Source organism: Thioalkalivibrio sp. ALE12 (genome assembly GCF_000381105.1).
In the GTDB taxonomy this organism is placed as follows: domain Bacteria; phylum Pseudomonadota; class Gammaproteobacteria; order Ectothiorhodospirales; family Ectothiorhodospiraceae; genus Thioalkalivibrio.
Map to the genome: position 1 here is coordinate 72,879 of NZ_KB905910.1, position 19,514 is coordinate 92,392.

Here is a 19,514-nt window from a genome sequence, read left to right on the forward strand (position 1 = left end):
GCCTGCCGTGACGTGTGCGGGCGTCGATGGGTTACTCCCGGGCGTTTGCCAGCAGCGGACGAATCCGGTCCGCTGGCACCGCGTAGCTGATCCCGCTGGGGTGGCCGACCGCCGCCTCGCGTCCGCCCTGGACGAAGACCTGATTGATCACGCCGACGACTTCGCCGCTGTCGATCCGGTAGACGGGGCTCCCGCTGTTGCCGGGGTAGGCGGTGGCATCCAGCTGAAACACCATGGGTGCGCCGGCCCGCAGTTGCCGGATGCGCGCCTCGCTCAGTTCGCTCGAGCGCCGGGCGGTGATCGCCATGGGGGTGCGCGCCGCCACGCTCGCGCGATGGGTCGCGGGATAGGTGCCCAGGACCATGCCGATCGGGAAGCCGGTAAAGGCCAGTTGTTCGCCTTCCCGCACGGCATCGGAGGATCCCAGCTGCAGGGGTGGCAGCGGGGGCCCGGCAATCCGCAGCAGGGCCAGGTCGTCGTCCGCCGAATGGGCCACCAGTTCCGCGCTGTGGATGGAGGTGTCACGGCCTTCGCCGCTGACCACCACGAGTTGTTCGCGGTTCTCGTGATCCAGGGACGTCGGGATCACATGGTGATTGGTGACGATCAGACTACCGTCGCCAACCGCAAAGCCGGTGGCGAGGTAATGGGCCCGGGGGCTGCGCGCGGGCTGGTGGGTGGCGATGCTGACCACCGAGGGTTTCACGCGCTCGATGGTGTCGGGCAGCGCATCGGCCGCGGCCGGGGGCTGGACGACCAGAAGGGCCAGAAGACTGGCCGCGGCCAGGGCCTTCAGCGTCCGCCATTTGCGCGGGCGGGTGCATGGCGCAGAGGCCGGTGACAAGAGGCCGGATCGCGTGCTCGTCGTATTGTTCATGGGCCACCCCCGCCGGTTGATGGTCCAAGTCTAGGCCAGGCGTCTCCGATCGTGGTGGCAGTGCGTTAGGTGACGCGGGTAGTGGCCGGCGGAGGCGTTAAGCCGAATGTTCAGTTGAAGACGATGGTCTTGTTGCCGTGGGTGAGGACGCGGCCTTCGAGGTGGTAGCGCAGGCCGCGGGCGAGGACCCATCGTTCGACGTCGCGGCCCTTGCGGATCAGGTCCTGCACGCCGTCGTCATGGCGGATGCGGGTGACGTCCTGTTCGATGATCGGGCCGGCGTCGAGGTCCTCGGTGACGTAGTGGCAGGTCGCACCGATCAGCTTAACGCCGCGGGCGAAGGCCTGGTGGTAGGGCCGTGCGCCGACGAACGACGGCAGGAAGCTGTGGTGGATGTTCAGGATGCGTTCGGGGTATTCGTCGCACAGCGCGGGCGGCAGGATCTGCATGTAGCGCGCCAGTACGATGGCGTCGGGCGCGAGTTCGGCGAGTCGCGCCTGCAGGGTAGCGAAGGCGGTCTCGCGGTCCTCGCGCGGCACGGGGATGTGCTCGAACGGGATGCCGTAGCACCGGGCCAGCGGCTCCAGGTCACGATGGTTGGAGAGGATCGCCGGGATCTCCATCGGCAGTTCGCCGTTGCTCCAGCGGGCCAGCAGGTCGCTGAGGCAGTGCGGCTCGCGCGAGACCATCAGGACCACACGTGGTCGCGTTTCGGCGCCCGCCAGCCACCAGTCCATGCCGAGATCGAGGGCCAGCTCGTCCAGGCGTTCGCGCAGGGCGGGCTCGGCATCGACGGGCAGCGAGAATACCCAGCGCATGAAGAACCAGCCGGCCTCGGCGTCGGTGTGCTGGGCTGCCTCAGTGATCCAGCCATCGGTGTTGGCGATCGCGTTGGCGATGCGCGCAACAATTCCGTGCTGATCCGGGCAGCGAATACTCAGCCGAAAACGGGGGCGATCATCCATCGGGTCTGGTGTCCTGGGTCAGGTCAAGGGCGGTTAACAGGAAGATGGGAAGACAGGAAGGTTTTTGGGGTGAGGGCCATGGTTTGGGGCTTGGGGTATGCCCCGAACCCTTGTCATGTCCTGGGCGCCATCACCCAATCCCTTCTTCCAGTTTTCGCGTCTTCCTGTAGATCGTCCTTTCAGGCGGATTCGCGGCGCAGGCCGGAGGGGATGGAGAAGGTGATGGTCTCTTCGCGGCCGGCGAGTTCGGAGACGGTATCGACGCCGTGCCCGCGCAGGAAGTCGAGCACCTCGTTGACCAGGACCTCCGGGGCCGAGGCGCCGGCGGTGACGCCGATGCGGCTCTTGCCCTCCAGCCAGGCGGGGTCGATGTCGGCGGCACCGTCCACCAGGTAGGAGGCTACGCCCATGCGGGCGCCGATCTCGCTCAGGCGGTTGGAGTTCGAGCTGTTCTTCGAGCCGACCACCAGCAGCAGGTCGCACTGCTTCGCCAGGTCCTTCACCGCATCCTGACGGTTCTGGGTGGCGTAGCAGATGTCCATCTTGCGCGGGCCCTCGATCTTCGGGAAGCGCGCGGTAAGGGCATCGATGATGCCGGCGGTGTCGTCCATCGACAGCGTGGTCTGGGAGACGAAGGCCAGACGGTCCGGGTTCGCAACCTCCAGATTCTCGACGTCCGCGATGGTCTCGACCAGCATCATGCAGCCGCCCCGGGAGTCGTCGAACTGGCCCATGGTGCCCTCGACCTCGGGGTGCCCGGCGTGGCCGATCAGTACGACCTCGCGACCCTCGCGGGCGTAGCGCGCCACCTCCAGATGGACCTTGGTGACCAGCGGGCAGGTGGCATCGAACACGGTCAGGCCGCGATCCTCGGCCTCCTGCTGCACGCGGCGCGGCACGCCGTGCGCGGAGAAGATCACCACCTGGCCGTCGGGCACTTCGCTCAGTTCCTCGACGAAGCGCACGCCCGCATCCGTCAGGCGGCCGACCACGTGGCGGTTGTGCACCACCTCGTGGCGCACGTACAGCGGCGCGCCGTAGATCTCCAGGGCGCGTTCCACGATCTCGATGGCGCGTTCCACCCCGGCGCAGAAACCGCGCGGATTGGCGAGCTGGGCCTGGATACTCATGGTGTTCTCCTGCGGTCGGTCGCGACCTATTGTGGCTCCCGTACGGATACCACATCCACCTCGAAGGTGAAGTGTTGCCCCGCCAGCGGGTGGTTGAAATCCACCGTCACGGTGTCGTCCTCCACCGCCTCGATGCGGCCGGGAACGGCCTCGCCGGAGGGGCTGTTGAACTCGTAGATGTAGTCCACTTCCAGCGGCAGGTCGTCCGGGAACTGCGAGCGCGGCATGCGTTGCACCGCCGCCTGATCCCGGAACGGGAACATGACGCCGGCCTCGATCGCAAATTCCCGGTGGTCGCCGGCCTCCAGGCCGACCAACAGGTCCTCCAGGCCGGGCAGGATCTCGCCGGAGCCGATCTCCAGGGTAATGGGTTCGTCGCCGGTCCCGTCCACTACAAAGCCGTTTTCGAGGATCAGGCGATAGTGCATCTCGATGTGCGCGCCCTTGGTGGCCGTGGTCATGCGTGCTCCCGTGTTCAGTGCTTGTCTTCGGAATGGCTGTGGTCACCCTCGATGAAGGTCGCCACGATCAGCGTGATCGCCCCCACCACGATGGCCATGTCCGCCACGTTGAAGGCCGGCCAGTGATAGCCCGCCCAGTGAAAGTCGAGAAAATCCACCACCGCGCCATAGCGCACTCGGTCGATCAGGTTGCCCACGGCCCCGCCCAGTACCAGGCCCAGGGCCGTCACCGACCACCACGCCCGGCGCGGCAGGCGGGCCAGCCAGCCGATGATCAGCAGCCCGATCACCACGGCGATGCCGGTCAGCAGCCAGCGGCCCCAGTCCCCGGCGCCGGCCAGGAAGCTGAAGGCCGCACCGGGGTTGTAGACCAGCGACAGATTGAAGAAGCTCGTCACCTCGACCGGGGCGAACAGCGTCAGCGCGTGTTCCGCCCAGATCTTGGTGACCTGGTCCGCGACCACGATCGCGGCCGCGATCAGCAGCCCCGGGCCCAGACCGGAACCCCGCAGTTGCATCAGGCGAAGTGCCGGGTCTCGCCCGGGCCTTCCACGTTGCTGACGCAGCGCCCGCACAGTTCCGGGTGTTGCGCGTGCTCGCCGACATCCGGGCGACGGTGCCAGCAGCGCACGCACTTGGGCTGTTCGCTCTTGTGCACCACCACGCCCAGCGCTGTCCCGTCTGTCAGTTCGGCGGTATGCGCGCCTTCCGGGGCGGCGCCCTCGGCCAGACGGGCCTCGGAGGTGATCAACACGAAGCGCAGCTCGTCGCCCAGGCGCTCCAGCAGCGTGCGCGCCGCGGAGTCGGCCGGCAGATGCAGGTCGATCTCGGCATTCAGCGAGGCGCCGATGCCCTGTTCGTTGCGAGCCAGTTCCAGCGCGCGGGCGACGTGGGTGCGCACCTCCAGGATGCGGTCCCAGTCACCGTCGGAGAACGTCGCGTCCTCCGGCAGCGGGGCCAGTCCCTCGTACCAGGTGGCGAACAGCACGCTGTCCGGCCGCTCGCCGGGCAGCAGCTCCCAGATCTCTTCGGCGGTAAAGGTCAGGATCGGGGCCACCCAGCGGGTCAGGGCCTCGGCCACGTGGTACAGCGCGGTCTGCGCCGAGCGCCGGGCGTGCGAATCCGCCTGCGTGGTGTACTGGCGATCCTTGATCACGTCCAGGTAGAAGCTGCCCAGCTCCACCGAGCAGAAGTTGTGCACGCGCTGGTAAATCTGGTGGAACAGATAGTCGTCATAGGCCTTGGTGACCTGGCCCTGTACCTGCAGCGCGCGGGCGACGATCCAGCGATCCAGCGGCAGCAGCTCGTCCAGCGGCAGGGCGTGCTCGGCCGGCTCGAAGCCGTTCAGGTTGCCCAGCAGGAAGCGCGTGGTGTTGCGGATGCGGCGGTAGGCATCGGCGGTGCGGTCGAGGATGTCCTTGGAGATCGCCATCTCGCCGGAGAAGTCGGTGGCCGCGACCCACAGACGCAGGATGTCCGCGCCGAGGGTGGAGACGACCTCCTGTGGCGCGACCACGTTGCCGCGCGACTTGGACATCTTCTCGCCCTTTTCATCCACGGTGAAGCCGTGGGTCAGCACCGCCTTGTAGGGCGCCTCGCCGCGCATGGCCACGCTGGTCAGCAGGCTGGACTGGAACCAGCCTCGGTGCTGGTCGGAGCCCTCCAGGAACAGATCCACCGGCAGCTCGCCCAGTTCCGGGCGCTTCTCCACCACCGTGGAGTGCAGCACGCCGGAGTCGAACCAGACGTCGAGGGTGTCGTTCAGCTTCACGTAGTCGTCGGCCTTGTCGCCCAGCAGTTCCTTCGGGTCCAGCTGGAACCAGGCCTCGATGCCTTCCTGTTCGATGCGCTGCGCGACCGCCTCGACCAGCTCCGCGGTGTGCGGGTGCAGGCGGTTGGTTTCCTTGTGCACGAAGAACGGGATCGGCACGCCCCAGTTACGCTGGCGCGAGATGCACCAGTCCGGACGGTTGACCACCATGCCGTGGATGCGGGCCTGGCCCCAGCTCGGCATCCACCGGGTGTCGGCGATCGCCTTGAGTGCATCCGCGCGCAGCTCGGCGCGGTCCATGCTGATGAACCACTGCGGGGTCGCGCGGAAGATGATCGGCGTCTTGTGGCGCCAGCAGTGCGGATAGCTGTGCTCGAACTTCACTGCCACGATCAGCGCGCCGTGTTCCTTCAGTACGTCGATCACATGGCCGTTGGCCTGGTGCACGTTCTCGCCGGCGAAATGCGGGGTGTCCGGCAGGAAGCGCCCGTCCGGGCCCACCGGGTTTTCCACCGGCAGGCTGTACTGCAACCCGACCGCGTAGTCCTCCTGGCCGTGGCCGGGGGCGGTGTGCACCGCGCCGGTACCGGTCTCGGTGGTTACGTGGTCGCCCAGGATCAGCGGGACTTCGCGGTCCAGGAACGGGTGGCGCAGCATCAGGCCTTCCAGCGCCTGGCCCTTGGCGCGGGCGACGATCCGGCCCTCGCCCAGCGAATAGCGGGCCAGGCAGTCCTCGACCAGGTCCTCCGCCAGCAGGATGCGCTCGTGCTCCAGCTCCACCAGGGCGTAGTTCAGTTCCGGGTGCAGGGCGACCGCCTGGTTGGCCGGCAGGGTCCACGGCGTGGTGGTCCAGATGACCACGCTGATCGGGCCGCGCGAGCCGTCGATGCCGTCGAAGCGGCGCAGGAAGTCGATGTCGTCGACCACGCGGAAGCGCACGTCGATCGCCTGCGAGATCTTGTCCTCGTACTCGACCTCGGCCTCGGCCAGGGCCGAGCCGCAGTCCACGCACCAGTGCACCGGCTTCTCGCCCATCTGCACGTGGCCGCGCTTGAAGATCGTGCCCAGCGCGCGAACGGTGTCCGCCTCCACCTGGTAGTTCATGGTCAGGTAGGGGTGGTCCCAGTCGCCCAGTACGCCCAGGCGCTGGAAGTCCGCACTCTGGCCGTCCACCTGTTCCTGGGCGTATTCGCGGCAGGCCTTGCGGAAGGTCGCGGCATCCACGTCGCGCCCGGCCTTGCCCAGGTTCTGTTCCACCTTCAGCTCGATCGGCAGGCCGTGGCAGTCCCAGCCCGGCACGTAGGGCGCATCAAAGCCGGCCAGGGTGCGGCTCTTCACGATCACGTCCTTGAGGATCTTGTTGACCGCGTGGCCGACATGGATCGAGCCGTTGGCGTAGGGCGGGCCGTCCGCCAGCACGAAGCGCGGCCGCCCGGCACAGTGCTCGCGCAGGCGCTGGTAGCGGTCCTCGGCCTTCCAGGCCTCCAGCCATTCGGGCTCCCGCGTCGCCAGGCCGGCGCGCATGGGGAAGGCCGTCTCGGGCAGGTTGAGGGTGTCCTTGTAGGGATTCGGCGGTGCCGGTTTGCGTGCCATGAGCGAGTTCCGGATCGGCCCTGCGGGCCGGTTTCAGTCGAGTTCGGAGAGTTGCATGCGGGCCGCGTCGACGTCGCGCGCGATCTGTGCGCGCAGCGCCTCCAGGCCCTCGAAGCGTTGTTCGCCGCGCACCTGCGCGACCGGCTCGAAGCACACGGCCTCGCCGTACAGGTCGGGCTGGCCCTCGAGCACGTGGGCCTCCAGGCGCTGTTCGGTGCCGTCCACGGTTGGGCGCCAGCCGATATTGGCGACCGCCGGCAGGGACTCGCCGGAGGCGCGTCGCAGCCAGCCGGAGTACACCCCGCGCAGCGCCAGCGGCCAGGGCCCCAGGCGCAGGTTCGCGGTGGGGAAGCCGATGGTGCGCCCGCGTTTGTCGCCATGCGCGACCCGGCCGTGCAGGCGGTAGGGCCGGCCGAGCAGCTCGGTCACCCGGGCGAAGTCCCCGGCGACGGCGGCGGAGCGCACCCGCGTGCTGCTGATGCGGCCTTCGGCATCGCGCACCGTCGGGGTGGATTCCACGGTAAAGCCCAGGCGTCGGCCAGCGGTCTGCAGGGCGGCCTGGTCCCCCTCGCGCCCGCGGCCGAAGCGGAAGTCGTCGCCGACCAGCACATGCCGGGCACCCAGCCGCCGGTGCAGGACTTCTTCCATGAAGGCATCGGCCGAAAGCCCGGCCAGATGGGCGTCGAAGCGCAGGATCCAGACAGCGTCCAGGGCGCTGTCGCTCAGGGTCACCAGGCGGTCGCGCAGCCGCTGCAGGCGCCCGGGCGGAGCCGGGGCCTGGGTCCGCGCGCCGAAGTACTCGCCCGGCAGCGGTTCGAAGGTCATCAGGAGCGCCGGCGCCTGGTGATCCTTCGCCGCCTCGAGCAGGCGCCCCAGAACAGCCTGATGGCCACGATGCAGACCATCAAAGTTGCCAATGGTCACCACCGCGCCGTGCAGCCCGGCCGCCTCGAACGCCTTGCTGTCGGCCGGCCCCAGGCCGCGTATCAGCCGCATCGCCCCGATCCCGCGCAAAACCGCGAGTATAACCCGCCGTAGCCATCCCGGACATCATTGATCCGCGTGATCCGCGGACTCGCGCAGCAACAGGTGACGCGGGCGCAGCCCGGCCAGCCACAGCGTGGCGGCCAGCGTCGCGGTTCCGGCGAGGATCAGGCCGGCCAGTGCCAGCAGGCGCGTATCGATAGACCACTCGGTCCACTGCCCGAACTCCGGCGAGAGCCAGACCAGCACGCCGATCATCGCGGCAAGCCCCAGCGGCAGCCCCAGGCGCAGCCGGCGCAGGCCGGGTCCCGGCTGGTAGATGCCCTCGCGGATCAGCCCGCGGTAGAGCAGCCCGGCGTTGATGTAGGCCGAGGCCGCGGTGGCCAGCGCGAGCCCGGCGTGCGCCCCCGGGGTGCCGGAGAGATACCACGGCAGCACGAAGGCGCCGTTCAGCACCATGTTCCAGAGCATGGCGATGATCGCGATCTTCACCGGGGTCTTCGTATCCTGGCGGGCGAAAAAGCCGGGCGCCAGGACCTTGATCAGGATGAACCCGGGCAGGCCCAGGGCGTAGGCGGCCAGCGCCATCGCGGTCATGTAGGTATCGAACTGGGTGAAGGCCTGATACTGGATCAGCGTGGCGAGGATCGGCACGGCGAGCACGACCAGCCCGACCATGGAGGGCAGTGCCACCAGCATCGCCAGGCGCAGGGCCCAGTCCAGGGTGCGGTTGAAGGCCGCCGGGTCCGCCAGGTTGTACTGCCGCGCCAGGCGCGGAAGGATCACTGTGCCGATGGCGATACCGAACAGGGCCAGTGGGAGCTCCACGAAGCGGTCACCGAAGTACAGCCAGGAGATCGAACCGGCGACCAGGAACGACGCGATCAGGGTGTCCACCAGCAGGTTGATCTGGACCACCGAGGTCCCGAGGATTGCTGGCAGCATCAGCTTGACGATGCGGCGCACGCCCTCGTGGGCGCGCCGGAAGCGCGGCCGCGGCAGCAGGCCGGCACGCAACAGGAACGGGATCTGGAAGGCGAGCTGCAACGCCCCGGCGATGAATACGCCCCAGGCCAGGGCCATGATCGGTTCCTCGAACATCGGAGCCAGCCACAGCGCGGCCCCGATCAGGGCCAGGTTCAGGAACACCGGGGTAAACGCCGGCACCGCGAAGCGCCCGATGCTGTTGAGGATGCCGGCCGCCATTGCGGTCAGCGAGATGAACAGCAGGTAGGGGAAGGTGATCCGCAGCATGGTGGCGGCCAGGTCCTCGCGCCCGGCCTCCTGGGTGCCCAGGCCCGGGGCGAATACCCAGATCAGCGCCGGCGCGGCCAGGACCCCGATCAGGGTCACCACGGTGACGACGGTCATCAGGGTGCCGGCGGTGTGGTCCAGCAGATCCCGCAGGGCCTCGCGCCCGCGCTTCTCGCGAAACTCCGCGAACACCGGCACGAAGGCCTGGTTGAAGGCCCCCTCGGCGAACAGCCGGCGCAGGAAATTGGGGATGCGAAAGGCGACGAAGAAGGCGTCGGTCGCGGGGCCGGCGCCGAAGGTGACCGCCAGCACCATGTCGCGCAGATAGCCCATGATCCGGGAGATCATGGTCATGCCACTGACAACGGCGGTGGAGCGGAACAGGCGGTTCATCGCGTGCGGGCGGCCGACGGGAAAGCCCCGCAGTGTACTTGAATCACCCGCACCGGACCGCCGCCTTCGCCACGAGCAAGGGTCAAATCAAGAGCGTTTCACAGGAAGATGGGAAGACAGGAAGGGTCATTTGGGTGCGGGTACTGGCTGAGGGCTCGTGGCATGCTCGGACCGTCAGGCCTGCCCTGTATGCCCACCCCAGTCCCTCTTCCAGTCTTCACGCCTTCCTGTAAAACGCTTTTGACGTTCTTCGTGGTTAATACAGGGCGTCAGGCACGAAAAAGGCCGCCCGGAGGCGGCCTTCTTGGACGGTCCAGTGAAGGAGCCGTCAGCCATGGGAGTGGCGCCTTAGATGGCGGTCACTTCGCCGGCGGCGAGGCCCTTGGCGGTTTCCTGGATCTCAAAGGAGACCTTCTGGCCTTCGGCCAGGGTCTTGAAACCCGAACCGTTGATCGCGGAGAAATGGACGAACACGTCCTTGCCGCCATCATCGGGGGTGATGAAACCGAAACCCTTGCTCTCGTTGAACCACTTCACAACACCAGTATTCACAACTTGTAACCTCTTCATGTAACTAACAAATGTGTTCGCGGCATGCTGCCAACAGATCAACGGGAGCACTGGTTCAGAAACTAGAAACTTCCTAGTGTTGTCGCTCAACCGCGAATCACGCTTTCGACTATACGCCCCATCCCCGGCAAAATCCAACGCCCCTCCATGAACTTTTTTTGGCGCTGCAGCGCCGATTTTCCGCACGCCGGGGGCCACCACGAAGCGCACGATGGCACGCAGGAGGGCCAGGGCGGTTCACAGGAAGGCGGGAAGGTCGGAAGAATTATTGATTGGGTACGGACAGGGGGCTGGATGTCGGTGCATGCCCCTGCCCGTCAGCCCTGCCCTCAACGCTTCAGCCCGATCCCCCTTCGGATCTTCCCGTCTTCCTGTCACCCGTCCTTGATCTTTTGGGTGGCTGGGACGGCGCTGCGTCAGAGCTGGCGGATGTCGACGAAGCTGCCGCGGGTGGTCTGGTGCAGGCGCGGCAGGACGTCGAGGATCGCGCGGGCGGCGTCCTCGGGGTTGGGCATGTCGTGGGTGCCGCGCGCGGCCTTCAGGCGCTGGAGGACCGGGAAGCTTTCGCGGTCGGCCTCGTCGCACAGGTAGTCCTGCATGGCGGTATCGACCAGGCCCGGGGCGAAGGCGTTGATCGCCGTTTCTTGCGGGAATTCGTGGGCGTAGAGCTGCATCATCATGTTCAGCGCCGCCTTGGAGAGCGAGTAGCCGCTCCAGCCGGCATGTCCGGAGACCGAGGCGCCGGAGGAGATGGCGATGATCTGGCCAACCCGCACGCGGTGCTTCAGCAGCGCGTCCAGGATCACCTTGTTGGCGAAGGTGTTTACGTCCATCAGCAGGCGCAGTTCGTCTATCGGCGCGTCCTGCATGCGCTGCATGTGGCCCAGCAGCCCCGCGTTGAGCACCACCAGGTCCAGCGAGTCCACGCCCTGCAGCAGGCGTTCCATCGCGGCCCCGGTGGCGGTGAAGTCGCCGAGGTCCACCCGCTCGTCACCGCTGACCCCGGCCTCGGGGCAGCCGCGACGGCTCATGCCATAGACGTTTGCGCCCTGTTCCAGCAGTACCCGGGTCAGCCCCAGGCCCAGCCCGCTGGAGTTGCCGGTCACAAGCGCCGAACCAAAACGGCCGTCCTGCATATCGCTCTCCTTCGAGATTCCGAATGTCTGAATTGTCTACCACGAAGCGCACGAAGGCACGAAGAAGGGCCAGGTCAAGAGCATTTGCACAGGAAGATGGGAAGACCGGAAGAGGGATATCGGATGAAGCGCGAGTGCTATGCCGGACTTCTCGGATATGCCTCGGCCGCCCATCCAGTACCCATCAAAACCCTTCCAGACTTCCCGTCTTCCTGTGAACCGCCCTTGCCCTTCTTCGTGCCTTCGGGTGCTTCGTGGTGAATTAAGAAGGTCTACCCCGGTGTACGGGGGCGTTCGCGCCACTGGCGTTCGAGGTCGGCGGCCGGCATCGGGCGGCCGAGCAGGAAGCCCTGGATCTCGTCGCAGCCCATCTCGCGCAGGAAGCGGTGCTGCTCCTCGGTCTCCACGCCTTCGGCCAGCACCCGCAGCTTGAGGGTCTTGCCCAGGCCGATGATGGCGCGGGTGATGGCCTCGTCGTCCGGGTCGTTGCCGATGCCCCAGATGAACTCGCGGTCGATCTTCAGCGTGGTCAGCGGCAGCCGCCGCAGGTAGCGCAGGGACGACTGCCCGGTGCCAAAGTCGTCGATAGCCACCGACACCCCGAGGTGCACCAGGCGCTGGAGCATGGCCGCGGCCGCGTCGATGTCCTCGACCAAGACACTCTCGGTGACCTCCACCTCCAGGCGTTCGGGGGCGATCCCGGCTGCCTGGAGCGTCTCGAGGATGCGCTCGGGCAGGTTGGGGTCGGCGAACTGGCGCGCAGAGAGGTTGATCGCCAGGCGTAGCGCCGGCAGGCCCTTGCGGTCCCATTCCACCAGTTGTTGCGTGGCGGTGCGCAGCACCCAGTCGCCGATCGGCACGATCAGCCCGGTCTGTTCCGCCAGCGGGATGAAATCCGCCGGCGAGATCATCCCGCGCTCCGGGTGGCGCCAGCGGACGAGGGCCTCGATGCCGACCGTGTCACCCCGATTCAGGCCGGTCTGCGGCTGATAGTGGAGCTCGAACTCGCACTGGCGCAGCGCCGTGCGCAGCCCCTGCTCCAGTTCCAGTTGCTCGCGCGCCTGGGTGTTCAGCCTCTGCGTGTAGAAGCGACAGGTGTTGCCGCCGGCGTTCTTGGCCTCGTGCAGGGCGCTGGTGGCATGGCGCAGCAGGTCGTCCTTGCCCCGTGCATCCTGCGGGAACAGGCTGACGCCGGCACTGATCGTCGCCACATGCTGGCCATCCCCCAGAGCGAACGGGTCGGCGCAGTGTTGCAGGATGGCCTGCGCGCGATCACGGGCCTCGGCCGGGTCCGCGATCGCGGTCAGGACCAGGGCGAATTCGTCCGCGGCCAGTCGTGCGAGGGTGTCGCGTGGCTGCAACTGATGCTGCAGCCGTTGTGCCAGTGCGTTCAGCAGGGCGTCCCCGGTGTCGTGTCCCAGGGTGCTGTTGATCGAGGTGAAGCGGTCGATGTCCAGCAGCAGTACCGCCAGTGGTTCCCCCTGGCGCTCGGCCTCGTCGAGGGTGGCGCGCAGGCGGGTGCGCAGCCCGGTCCGGTTGGGGAGGCCGGTCAGGGCGTCGAAATTCACCAGCTTGAACAGGGCCTGTTCAGTCTTCTCGCGCTCGGTCAGGTCCTGGTGGATGCCGAGGATGCGCGTGGGCGTCTCCTCCGCGCGTTCGCCTTCGGCCAGCATGTAGCGCTCTTCGCCGTGGGGCAGCAGCAGGCGATGCCGGATGGAGAAGCGGTGGGTCTGGCCGTTGGCCAGGCGCAGCAGGGCGAATGCCAGCGCGGCGCGATCATCCGGATGGGTGGCCTCCACCAGGGCCTCGCGGGTCAGGGTGCGGGGCTGGTCGCCATGTCCGAAGAGTTTGCTTGCCTCGGGCGAGAGGTGGATCTCGTCGGTCTCCAGGTCCAGGTCCCAGTGGCCGATGCGGGCCACACGCTGTGCGGCCAGCAGGCGTTGATGGCTGTCCTGCAGGGCCTGCTCGGCGCGCATGCGTTCCTGCACCTGATGGGTCAGCAGATCGATAGCCTCGCGCAGGTGTTCGGCCTGCTCCGGTGTGTCGTCCGGTCGGTCCGCGCGCTGTTCGCGCAGGACCGCGAACTGCAGCGGCTCTTGGGCGTGCTGGCAGGTCCCGATGTCGATCAGGGCGGGACGGGGCCGGCCGTCCTCGCGGACCAGGTCCACCGGGTCGCGCCGCGGGATCCAGCCCTCTGCCCGGGTCGCCTCGCGCAGCCGCTCGTGCAGGTCGAAGGCCGGGTCTCGCGGCGTGATCAGGCGGGCCAGGTTGCGGCCGTCCAGGCTGCAGGCGGTGGTGCCGAACAGGCGTTCCGCCGCCGGGTTGGCGTAGCGTACGGTGCCGTCGGCCGTGACGAAGAGGATCGCCTCGCTCAGCGCGTTCACCAGATCAAGCGGGGCGGGGCTTTGACGGGTCTCCAGGGCGTAGGTCATGGCGTATCGCCGGATTCGCGCTGGGCGTCGGGCGCCGCTTGCCAGCGGTAGTCCGCCTCGACCCGGTTGCCGCTGCCGTGATAGCGCACCTGCTCGCACAGCTGCCGCACCAGGGTCAGTCCGCGCCCCCACAGGCGCTGGTCGCCGCGACCCTCCAGGGCCTCCTGGATCCGCTGGTGGTCGAAGCCCGGTCCGCTGTCGCGCACGCGGATGCGGATGCAGTGCTGACCATCCAGCGGGCGGTAACGCAGGGAGAGGGCGATCCGGCCGCGGATGTCGCTCAGGGCCGCGGCGCGCTGGTGATAGTACTGCTCGAAGCCCTCCACCGTGGCCTTCATGCCGGAGTCCAGCCGCAGCACGCCGTGTTCGAAGGCGTTGTTGCACAGTTCCGCAATCACGGTCTGCAGGGCCTCGGCGTGCCCGCCCCCCAGATTCGGCAGCCATTCGCGGAGCTGGTTGCGAGCCGCGCCGACCAGGTCGACTTCGGCCAGGCGCTGGTCGCTGGCCTCCAGGGACCAGCGCAGCGTGCCCCGAAGCTCGCGGCTCTGCGGTCGTTCGCTCTCGGTCACTACCGCCGGGCTGCAGTCGATGGTGACCAGGGTCATGTCGTCGGCGGGGGTCTGATCGCCACAGTGGAGATCCAGCGCCTTGCGGATGCGCTCGAAGGCGGCCCCGGCCGATTCGCTGGCCTGGCAGTGGCGGAAGATCGCGTCCTCGCCAAAGGCCGTTCCAGCGATGTCGGTGGCTTCGAGGACGCCGTCGCTGACCAGCGTCAGCCAGTCGCCGTCGTCGAGCTCGTAGCTGCGCGCCCCGGTGTCGAGGTCCAGCCGGTCGAGGATACCCAGGGGCATCGCCTGGGACTGGATGCGCCGGACCCGGTCCTGGCGGGTATTGCACAGCCAGGCATCCGGCATGCCCCCATTCCACAGACGCACCTGGCGGCCATCCGCGGAGAAGGTGGCGAGCAGCGCCCCCATGAACATCGCCGGCGGCAGGAAATCGTGCAGCACATGGTTCAGCTCGTGCAGCAGCTCCTGGTCGTCCACGCCGGCCTCCGTCAGGGTGTGGAAGGTCTCGCTGACCGGGTAGGCGCCGATCGCCGCGCTCAGCCCGTGGCCGGTGAAGTCGCCCACCAGCACGCGCAGGGCTCCGTCGGGCGTGTAGTCGGACAGCACCACGTCGCCGCTGAAGGTGGAGGCCGCGCAGCGATAGAGCTGCAGTCGGTCCAGCCCGCGGTTGCGGCGGGTGATGGCGCGCGAGAACAGGGTCTCGGCGGTTTCCTCCTCCCAGGCCTGGCGCGCCTGGGCGCGCAGCAGGGCGGCGTTGCGGCTTTGCAGGCCAGTGTGCAGGTCGCGCAGGCGCTCCATCGCGTGGATCTTGGCCTTCAGGATCGCGAGGTTCAGCGGCTTGCTAAGGAAGTCGTCGCCGCCCGATTCGATCGCCCGCAGCAGCGCGTTTTCGTCGTCCAGCGCGGTCAGAAAGATCACCGGGATGAAGTGCGCGCCCATCTCCGCCTTGATCCGGGACGTCGCCTGGTAGCCGTCCATCTCCGGCATCATCACGTCCATCAGGATCAGGTCGGGTGCCTGCTCCCGGCAGGCCTGCAGGGCCGTCCGGCCATCCGAGGCCTCGCGCACCTCGTAGCCGGCGCCCACCAGCATCATGCGCAGCAGTCGCCGGTTGTGCGGGTCGTCGTCGGCGACCAGTACTCGGCCTTCGCCGGAGATCAGGTCACCGGGCGGGGTCGAGCGCGGCTCGGGGGCGGTGTCGTCCACGGGGCCGGTTACTGGATGCGGAACAGGCGGCCAAAATTGGCGATGTCCAGTACCTTGCGCACGCCCTCCGAGGCACCGGTGATGCTGACGTCGGAGAACTCGCCGCCGGCGTGTTCGCGCAGCAGGAGCAGCATGCCGAGTGCGGAGCTGTCCATGTACTCGGTATGGGCGAGGTCGACGATGTAGCGCACGCCGGTCCCGCCGGTGTCGCGGTAGGCGGCGCGGAAATCCTGGTGCTGCTCGAAGTCGAACCGGCCCTTGACCCGGATGCGGACTTCCTTGCCGTCGTCGGAGGTGTACTGCTCGATGCTCATATGCGGTTCCTGGCGCTGTGGCGGGCTTCATGCCCGGTGAGAGTTGGTACGCGGCCCCGGGATTCGCGATCGGGTACGCGATCGGGTACGCGGGGGTTCGACGGAAAAACCTCAGAACAATTCCACATCCCCCGTGCCCATGTTCTGCTGGTTGACTGCGCGGTGATAGGTCTCCTGGCGGCGCTCGCGCCATTCGCGCACGCGGGTGGCCATGGCCCGCGCGTCCTCGGTAGAGCGGGCCTCGTGCAGGATGCTTCGCAGCTCCTGCAGATGTGCCACGGCCTCCTCCGCGGTGCCCAGTGACTGGCGGGCGATGTCCTCGAACTGCAGCGAGCGCACGGCGGTCGCGACCGCCTGGTTCATGCGCTCGCTCAGCTCGGCCTCCTCGCGGATGCGGTCCTCGAGCTCGTCGGTGGCGCGCTGCGCGTAGGCGAACAACCGGGTGATGCGTTCCTTCTCGCCCATACTTTGGTTCATGTCGCGCGAGGCCATGTCGTGTACGGTCCCGTGGACCTTTTTGATCGATTCGCGGGCCTGGTCGATCTGCGCGCGGATATCGTCGTGGAAGGTGGCCGAACGCTGGGACAGCGAGCGCACCTCTTCGGCGACCACGGAGAAGCCGCGCCCGGCCTCGCCGGCCCGCGCCGCCTCGATGCTGGCATTGAGCGCCAGCAGGTTGGTCTGCCCGGCGATCGCGCCGGCGCTGTCCAGCAGCTTGAACACCCCGTCCATGTGCTGGCTCATGTCCTCCATGTGGTGGGCGCTCTCCACGCTCTGCCGGCTGATCTGCACCAGGGTGTCGATGAACATCTGCAGGGTCTCGTCGGACTTGCGCGTCAGTTCGGTGATGACCTCGGCGTGGGTCATACCCTGCCCGTCAGCGCCCTCTCGCGCGACATCGCTGGTCATCAGTTCCATCTGGCGGCCGGCGATCTGGTGCATCTCGTTGAAGCTGGTGCCCAGGTCCTGCACGGCATCGGCGATCAGCCCGCGCTGGCGGCCGATCTCCACCTCCAGCTGGTCGAGCTCGAAGCCCATCGCCTGGTCCAGAGCGTCGGAGAGTTCGCCGCCGCCGGTGGGCTGGCTCGCGGTCATGTCCGCGCTGGATTCGGCCGCCGGGGCCGGCCCGCGCAGATACGCGCCTGCGGTGATCAGGGTCGCCAGTCCGGCCAGGATTGCGGCCCCCAGAGCGATCCAGCCGGCCCCATTCAGTGCGGCGAGGATCGCCCCGAGCAGGAGCAAAACGGCGAGGCTGAGCGCCAGCCCCTTCTGGGTGATGTCACGGGTCAGCCATTGCATACGGTGGTCCATTCCGGTGGCTCCTATTCGCCGGCTGCGGCGGCTTTGCGGTGATCGCGGATCAGCGCGGCGGCGATCCGGCCCAGCGGCAGCACCTGGTCGGCGGCGTCCAGCTTGACCGCCTCGCCGGGCATACCCCAGACCAGGCTGGTGCTCTCGTCCTGGGCGATGGTGTGGGCCCCGGCCTCGCGCAGCGCTTTGAGCCCGCGGGCCCCGTCGTCACCCATGCCCGTCAGCAGGGCGGCCATGACGTTGGCCCCGGCCTGTTCTGCGGCCGAGTTGAACAGCACGTCCACGCTGGGGCGATGACGGTTCACGGGGCCGCTGCGGTCCAGGCGGCAGACGTAGCGGGCGCCGTCCCGCGCCAGACGCAGGTGGTAGTCGGTACCCGGGGCGACGTAGGCATGCCCGGGCATCACGATGTCGCCGTCCTCGGCCTCCTTCACGCTGAGCGCGGTGTTCCGGTCCATGCGTTCGGCAAAGGCGCGACTGAAGCCGGAGGGGATGTGCTGGGTGATCAGGATGCCCGGGGCGTCCGGCGGCAGGGCCGTGAGCACCTCGCGCAGGGCCTCCGTACCCCCGGTGGAGGCCCCCAGGGCGATTACCCGGTCAGTGGTGCGAAAGCGCCCCGCGCCCGCGGAGGCGAGCCGCTGCGGCGCTGCTGCCGGGGTCGCGCTGCGGGCCTGCAGGCGGATGCCGGCCGCGGTGCGGATCTTGTCGATCAGCACGTCGGCGTAGTCCTGCAGGGCATGCGAGACATCCATCTTGGGTTTGGTGACGAAATCCACCGCGCCCACCTCCAGCGCCTCCAGGGTCACATCCGCCCCCGCTTCGGTCAGCGAGGAGACCATCACCACCGGCATCGGGCGCAGGCGCATCAGATTGCGCAGGAAGGTGATGCCATCCATCTTCGGCATCTCCACGTCCAGGGTCAGCACGTCGGGTTCGTGCTGCTTGATCTTCGTGCGCGCGTCATAGGGGTCGGAGGCGGCGGCGACCACCTCGATGTCCGCGGCCTGCGACAGGATCTCGGTCAGCAGCTTGCGGATCAGGGCCGAGTCGTCGACGACCAGAACGCGGATGGGCTTGGCATTGGCAGGCATCTAGAACAGCTCCACGTCGCCCTGCAAGGGATCGTCCTGCAGTCGGCGGCGGTAGTCCTGCTCACGCTCGAGCAGGGTGTTGTTGTGCAGGGCCACGAGCTTCTTGATGCGCACGCGCCCGGTGGCGGGGAAGAAGACGACCTTGCGCGGCCAATGCCCGCCGACGTCCTCGGCGACCAGGTCCAGGTTCTCCTCGCGCAGGAAGCGGCGCAGGAAGGTGATATTGCCGGCACCGACGTCGGTCATCCCGGCCATTACGCGGCCGCCGCCGAACATCTTGACGCGCAGGTCGCTTCGCTCCGCGCCCAGCTTCAGCAGTTCGTTGATCAGGAACTCCATCGCATGGGTGCCATAGCGCGTGGCATTGGAGACCGCCGGTCCCCAGCCGCTGTCACGGGCGCCGTCCGGCAGCATGAAGTGGTTCATGCCGCCGATGCCGGCCGTAGGCGACCACACGCAGGCGGACACGCAGGAGCCCAGCACCGTGGTGATCAGTTCGGTCGGGGAGACCGAGACGTAGCACTCCCCCGGCAACAGCTTCGCGGCCGGGCAGGCGTGCACCCGGTCCCAGTAGCGATTGATGTGCGCGAAGGCGCCATCGTGCAGCTGCGGCAGGGCGGACATCAGGCCGCCCTCCGGTACAGCGTCTGCTCCAGCAGCCGGAAGTCCTCGGTCACGCGGAACAGCGACTCGGAGTGCCCGATGAACAGGTAGCCCTCCGGGCGCAGCAGGCGCGCAAAGCGTTCCACCAGCTGCTTCTGTGTCGGCTTGTCGAAGTAGATCAGCGTGTTGCGGCAGAAGATCACGTCCAGCGGGCCCTTCATGGGCCATGGATCGAACAGGTTCAGCTGGCGGAAGTTCAGCATGCCACGCAGCTCGTCGCGGATCTTGACCCGGCCCTCGTTGGCGCCAGTCCCGCGCAGCAACCAGCGTTTCTGACGCGCCCGCGGGATGCCGGTGACGCGCTTGGCGTCATACACCCCGGCATCGGCATGGGCGACCACGCGCGAGTCGATATCGGTGGCGAGGATGCGCACATCCTCCGGCGACGGCAGGGCCTCGGCCAGCGTCATCGCGATGGAGTAGGGTTCCTCGCCGGTGGAGCATCCGGCCGACCAGACCTTCAGCGGGCCGGTTGGGTTGGCCCGCCGGAGCTCCTCCAGCACCGGGCCGCCCAGCATCTCGAAGTGGTGCGGTTCGCGGAAGAACGCGGTCAGGTTGGTGGTCAGCGCATTGATGAACTCCTCCAGCTCGCCCTCGTCGCCCCCCTCGACCCGGTCCAGGTAGGTGTCGAAGGCATCCAGGCCGAGCACGCGCAGCCGCCGCGAGAGCCGGCTGAAGACCAGCTCCTTCTTGCTCTCGTTGAGCATGATCCCGGTGCGTTCCTGCGTCAGGCGCGCCACGCGCCGGAAGTCGCGCTCGCTCAGGCGATCGGAGGCGGCCATCTAGCATCGAGC

Annotated in this window: 17 protein-coding genes; all 17 read right to left on the reverse strand. The window is 68.0% G+C overall.

The features are described from left to right. Window positions 1–31: 31 nt before the first annotated feature. The gene (locus tag F614_RS0110110) at window positions 32–877 is read right to left on the reverse strand and encodes a S1C family serine protease (RefSeq protein ID WP_038028714.1); all 846 of its coding nucleotides are present in this window, start codon (window positions 875–877) and stop codon (window positions 32–34) included. 110 nt (window positions 878–987) lie between these two features. Further along, window positions 988–1,842: a formyltetrahydrofolate deformylase gene (gene purU, locus F614_RS0110115; protein WP_018878433.1), complete on the reverse strand. Its 855-nt coding sequence runs from the start codon at window positions 1,840–1,842 to the stop codon at window positions 988–990. Window positions 1,843–2,021: 179 nt separating this feature from the next. Beyond that, window positions 2,022–2,972 carry a 4-hydroxy-3-methylbut-2-enyl diphosphate reductase gene (ispH, locus tag F614_RS0110120; protein WP_018866652.1) on the reverse strand — a complete coding sequence of 317 codons (951 nt, stop codon included), beginning with the start codon at window positions 2,970–2,972 and terminating at the stop codon, window positions 2,022–2,024. Window positions 2,973–2,998: 26 nt separating this feature from the next. Further along, window positions 2,999–3,433 (reverse strand): peptidylprolyl isomerase, encoded by a 435-nt coding sequence (locus F614_RS0110125; RefSeq protein ID WP_018876657.1) that lies wholly within the window; start codon window positions 3,431–3,433, stop codon window positions 2,999–3,001. A gap of 14 nt (window positions 3,434–3,447) precedes the next feature. Further along, on the reverse strand, window positions 3,448–3,951 hold the full coding sequence (gene lspA / locus F614_RS0110130) for a signal peptidase II (protein WP_018876656.1): 504 nt from the start codon (window positions 3,949–3,951) through the stop codon (window positions 3,448–3,450). After that, on the reverse strand, window positions 3,951–6,797 hold the full coding sequence (gene ileS / locus F614_RS0110135; protein WP_019558828.1) for an isoleucine--tRNA ligase: 2,847 nt from the start codon (window positions 6,795–6,797) through the stop codon (window positions 3,951–3,953). The genes lspA and ileS overlap by 1 nt, the downstream gene beginning before the upstream one ends. A 33-nt stretch (window positions 6,798–6,830) precedes the next feature. Next, window positions 6,831–7,793, reverse strand: a complete 963-nt coding sequence (gene ribF, locus F614_RS0110140) for a bifunctional riboflavin kinase/FAD synthetase (RefSeq protein ID WP_019558829.1) — start codon at window positions 7,791–7,793, stop codon at window positions 6,831–6,833. 54 nt (window positions 7,794–7,847) lie between these two features. After that, the gene (gene murJ, locus F614_RS0110145; protein WP_019558830.1) at window positions 7,848–9,428 is read right to left on the reverse strand and encodes a murein biosynthesis integral membrane protein MurJ; all 1,581 of its coding nucleotides are present in this window, start codon (window positions 9,426–9,428) and stop codon (window positions 7,848–7,850) included. Window positions 9,429–9,776: 348 nt separating this feature from the next. After that, complete coding sequence (locus F614_RS0110150) at window positions 9,777–9,980, reverse strand: cold-shock protein (protein WP_018873518.1); 204 nt, start codon at window positions 9,978–9,980, stop codon at window positions 9,777–9,779. 434 nt (window positions 9,981–10,414) lie between these two features. Beyond that, window positions 10,415–11,134 carry an SDR family NAD(P)-dependent oxidoreductase gene (locus F614_RS0110155; RefSeq protein WP_019558831.1) on the reverse strand — a complete coding sequence of 240 codons (720 nt, stop codon included), beginning with the start codon at window positions 11,132–11,134 and terminating at the stop codon, window positions 10,415–10,417. A 272-nt stretch (window positions 11,135–11,406) separates the two neighbouring features. Beyond that, the gene (locus F614_RS0110160; protein ID WP_019558832.1) at window positions 11,407–13,566 is read right to left on the reverse strand and encodes a bifunctional diguanylate cyclase/phosphodiesterase; all 2,160 of its coding nucleotides are present in this window, start codon (window positions 13,564–13,566) and stop codon (window positions 11,407–11,409) included. Continuing rightward, the gene (locus F614_RS0110165) at window positions 13,563–15,341 is read right to left on the reverse strand and encodes a SpoIIE family protein phosphatase (protein ID WP_019558833.1); all 1,779 of its coding nucleotides are present in this window, start codon (window positions 15,339–15,341) and stop codon (window positions 13,563–13,565) included. The genes F614_RS0110160 and F614_RS0110165 overlap by 4 nt, the downstream gene beginning before the upstream one ends. Before the next feature lie 8 nt (window positions 15,342–15,349). Beyond that, a complete protein-coding gene (locus F614_RS0110170) occupies window positions 15,350–15,655 on the reverse strand; it encodes an STAS domain-containing protein (protein WP_018866661.1) in 306 nt (101 codons plus the stop codon). 111 nt (window positions 15,656–15,766) lie between these two features. Further along, entirely contained in the window at window positions 15,767–16,966 is a 1,200-nt protein-coding gene (locus F614_RS0110175) for a methyl-accepting chemotaxis protein (protein ID WP_019558834.1), read from the reverse strand. Window positions 16,967–16,977: 11 nt separating this feature from the next. After that, window positions 16,978–18,057 carry a chemotaxis response regulator protein-glutamate methylesterase gene (locus F614_RS0110180; protein WP_019558835.1) on the reverse strand — a complete coding sequence of 360 codons (1,080 nt, stop codon included), beginning with the start codon at window positions 18,055–18,057 and terminating at the stop codon, window positions 16,978–16,980. Beyond that, entirely contained in the window at window positions 18,058–18,681 is a 624-nt protein-coding gene (gene cheD, locus F614_RS0110185; RefSeq protein ID WP_018878442.1) for a chemoreceptor glutamine deamidase CheD, read from the reverse strand. Next, window positions 18,681–19,502 (reverse strand): protein-glutamate O-methyltransferase CheR, encoded by an 822-nt coding sequence (locus F614_RS0110190; protein ID WP_019558836.1) that lies wholly within the window; start codon window positions 19,500–19,502, stop codon window positions 18,681–18,683. Before F614_RS0110190 ends, cheD begins: the two co-directional genes overlap by 1 nt. Window positions 19,503–19,514: the final 12 nt, after the last annotated feature.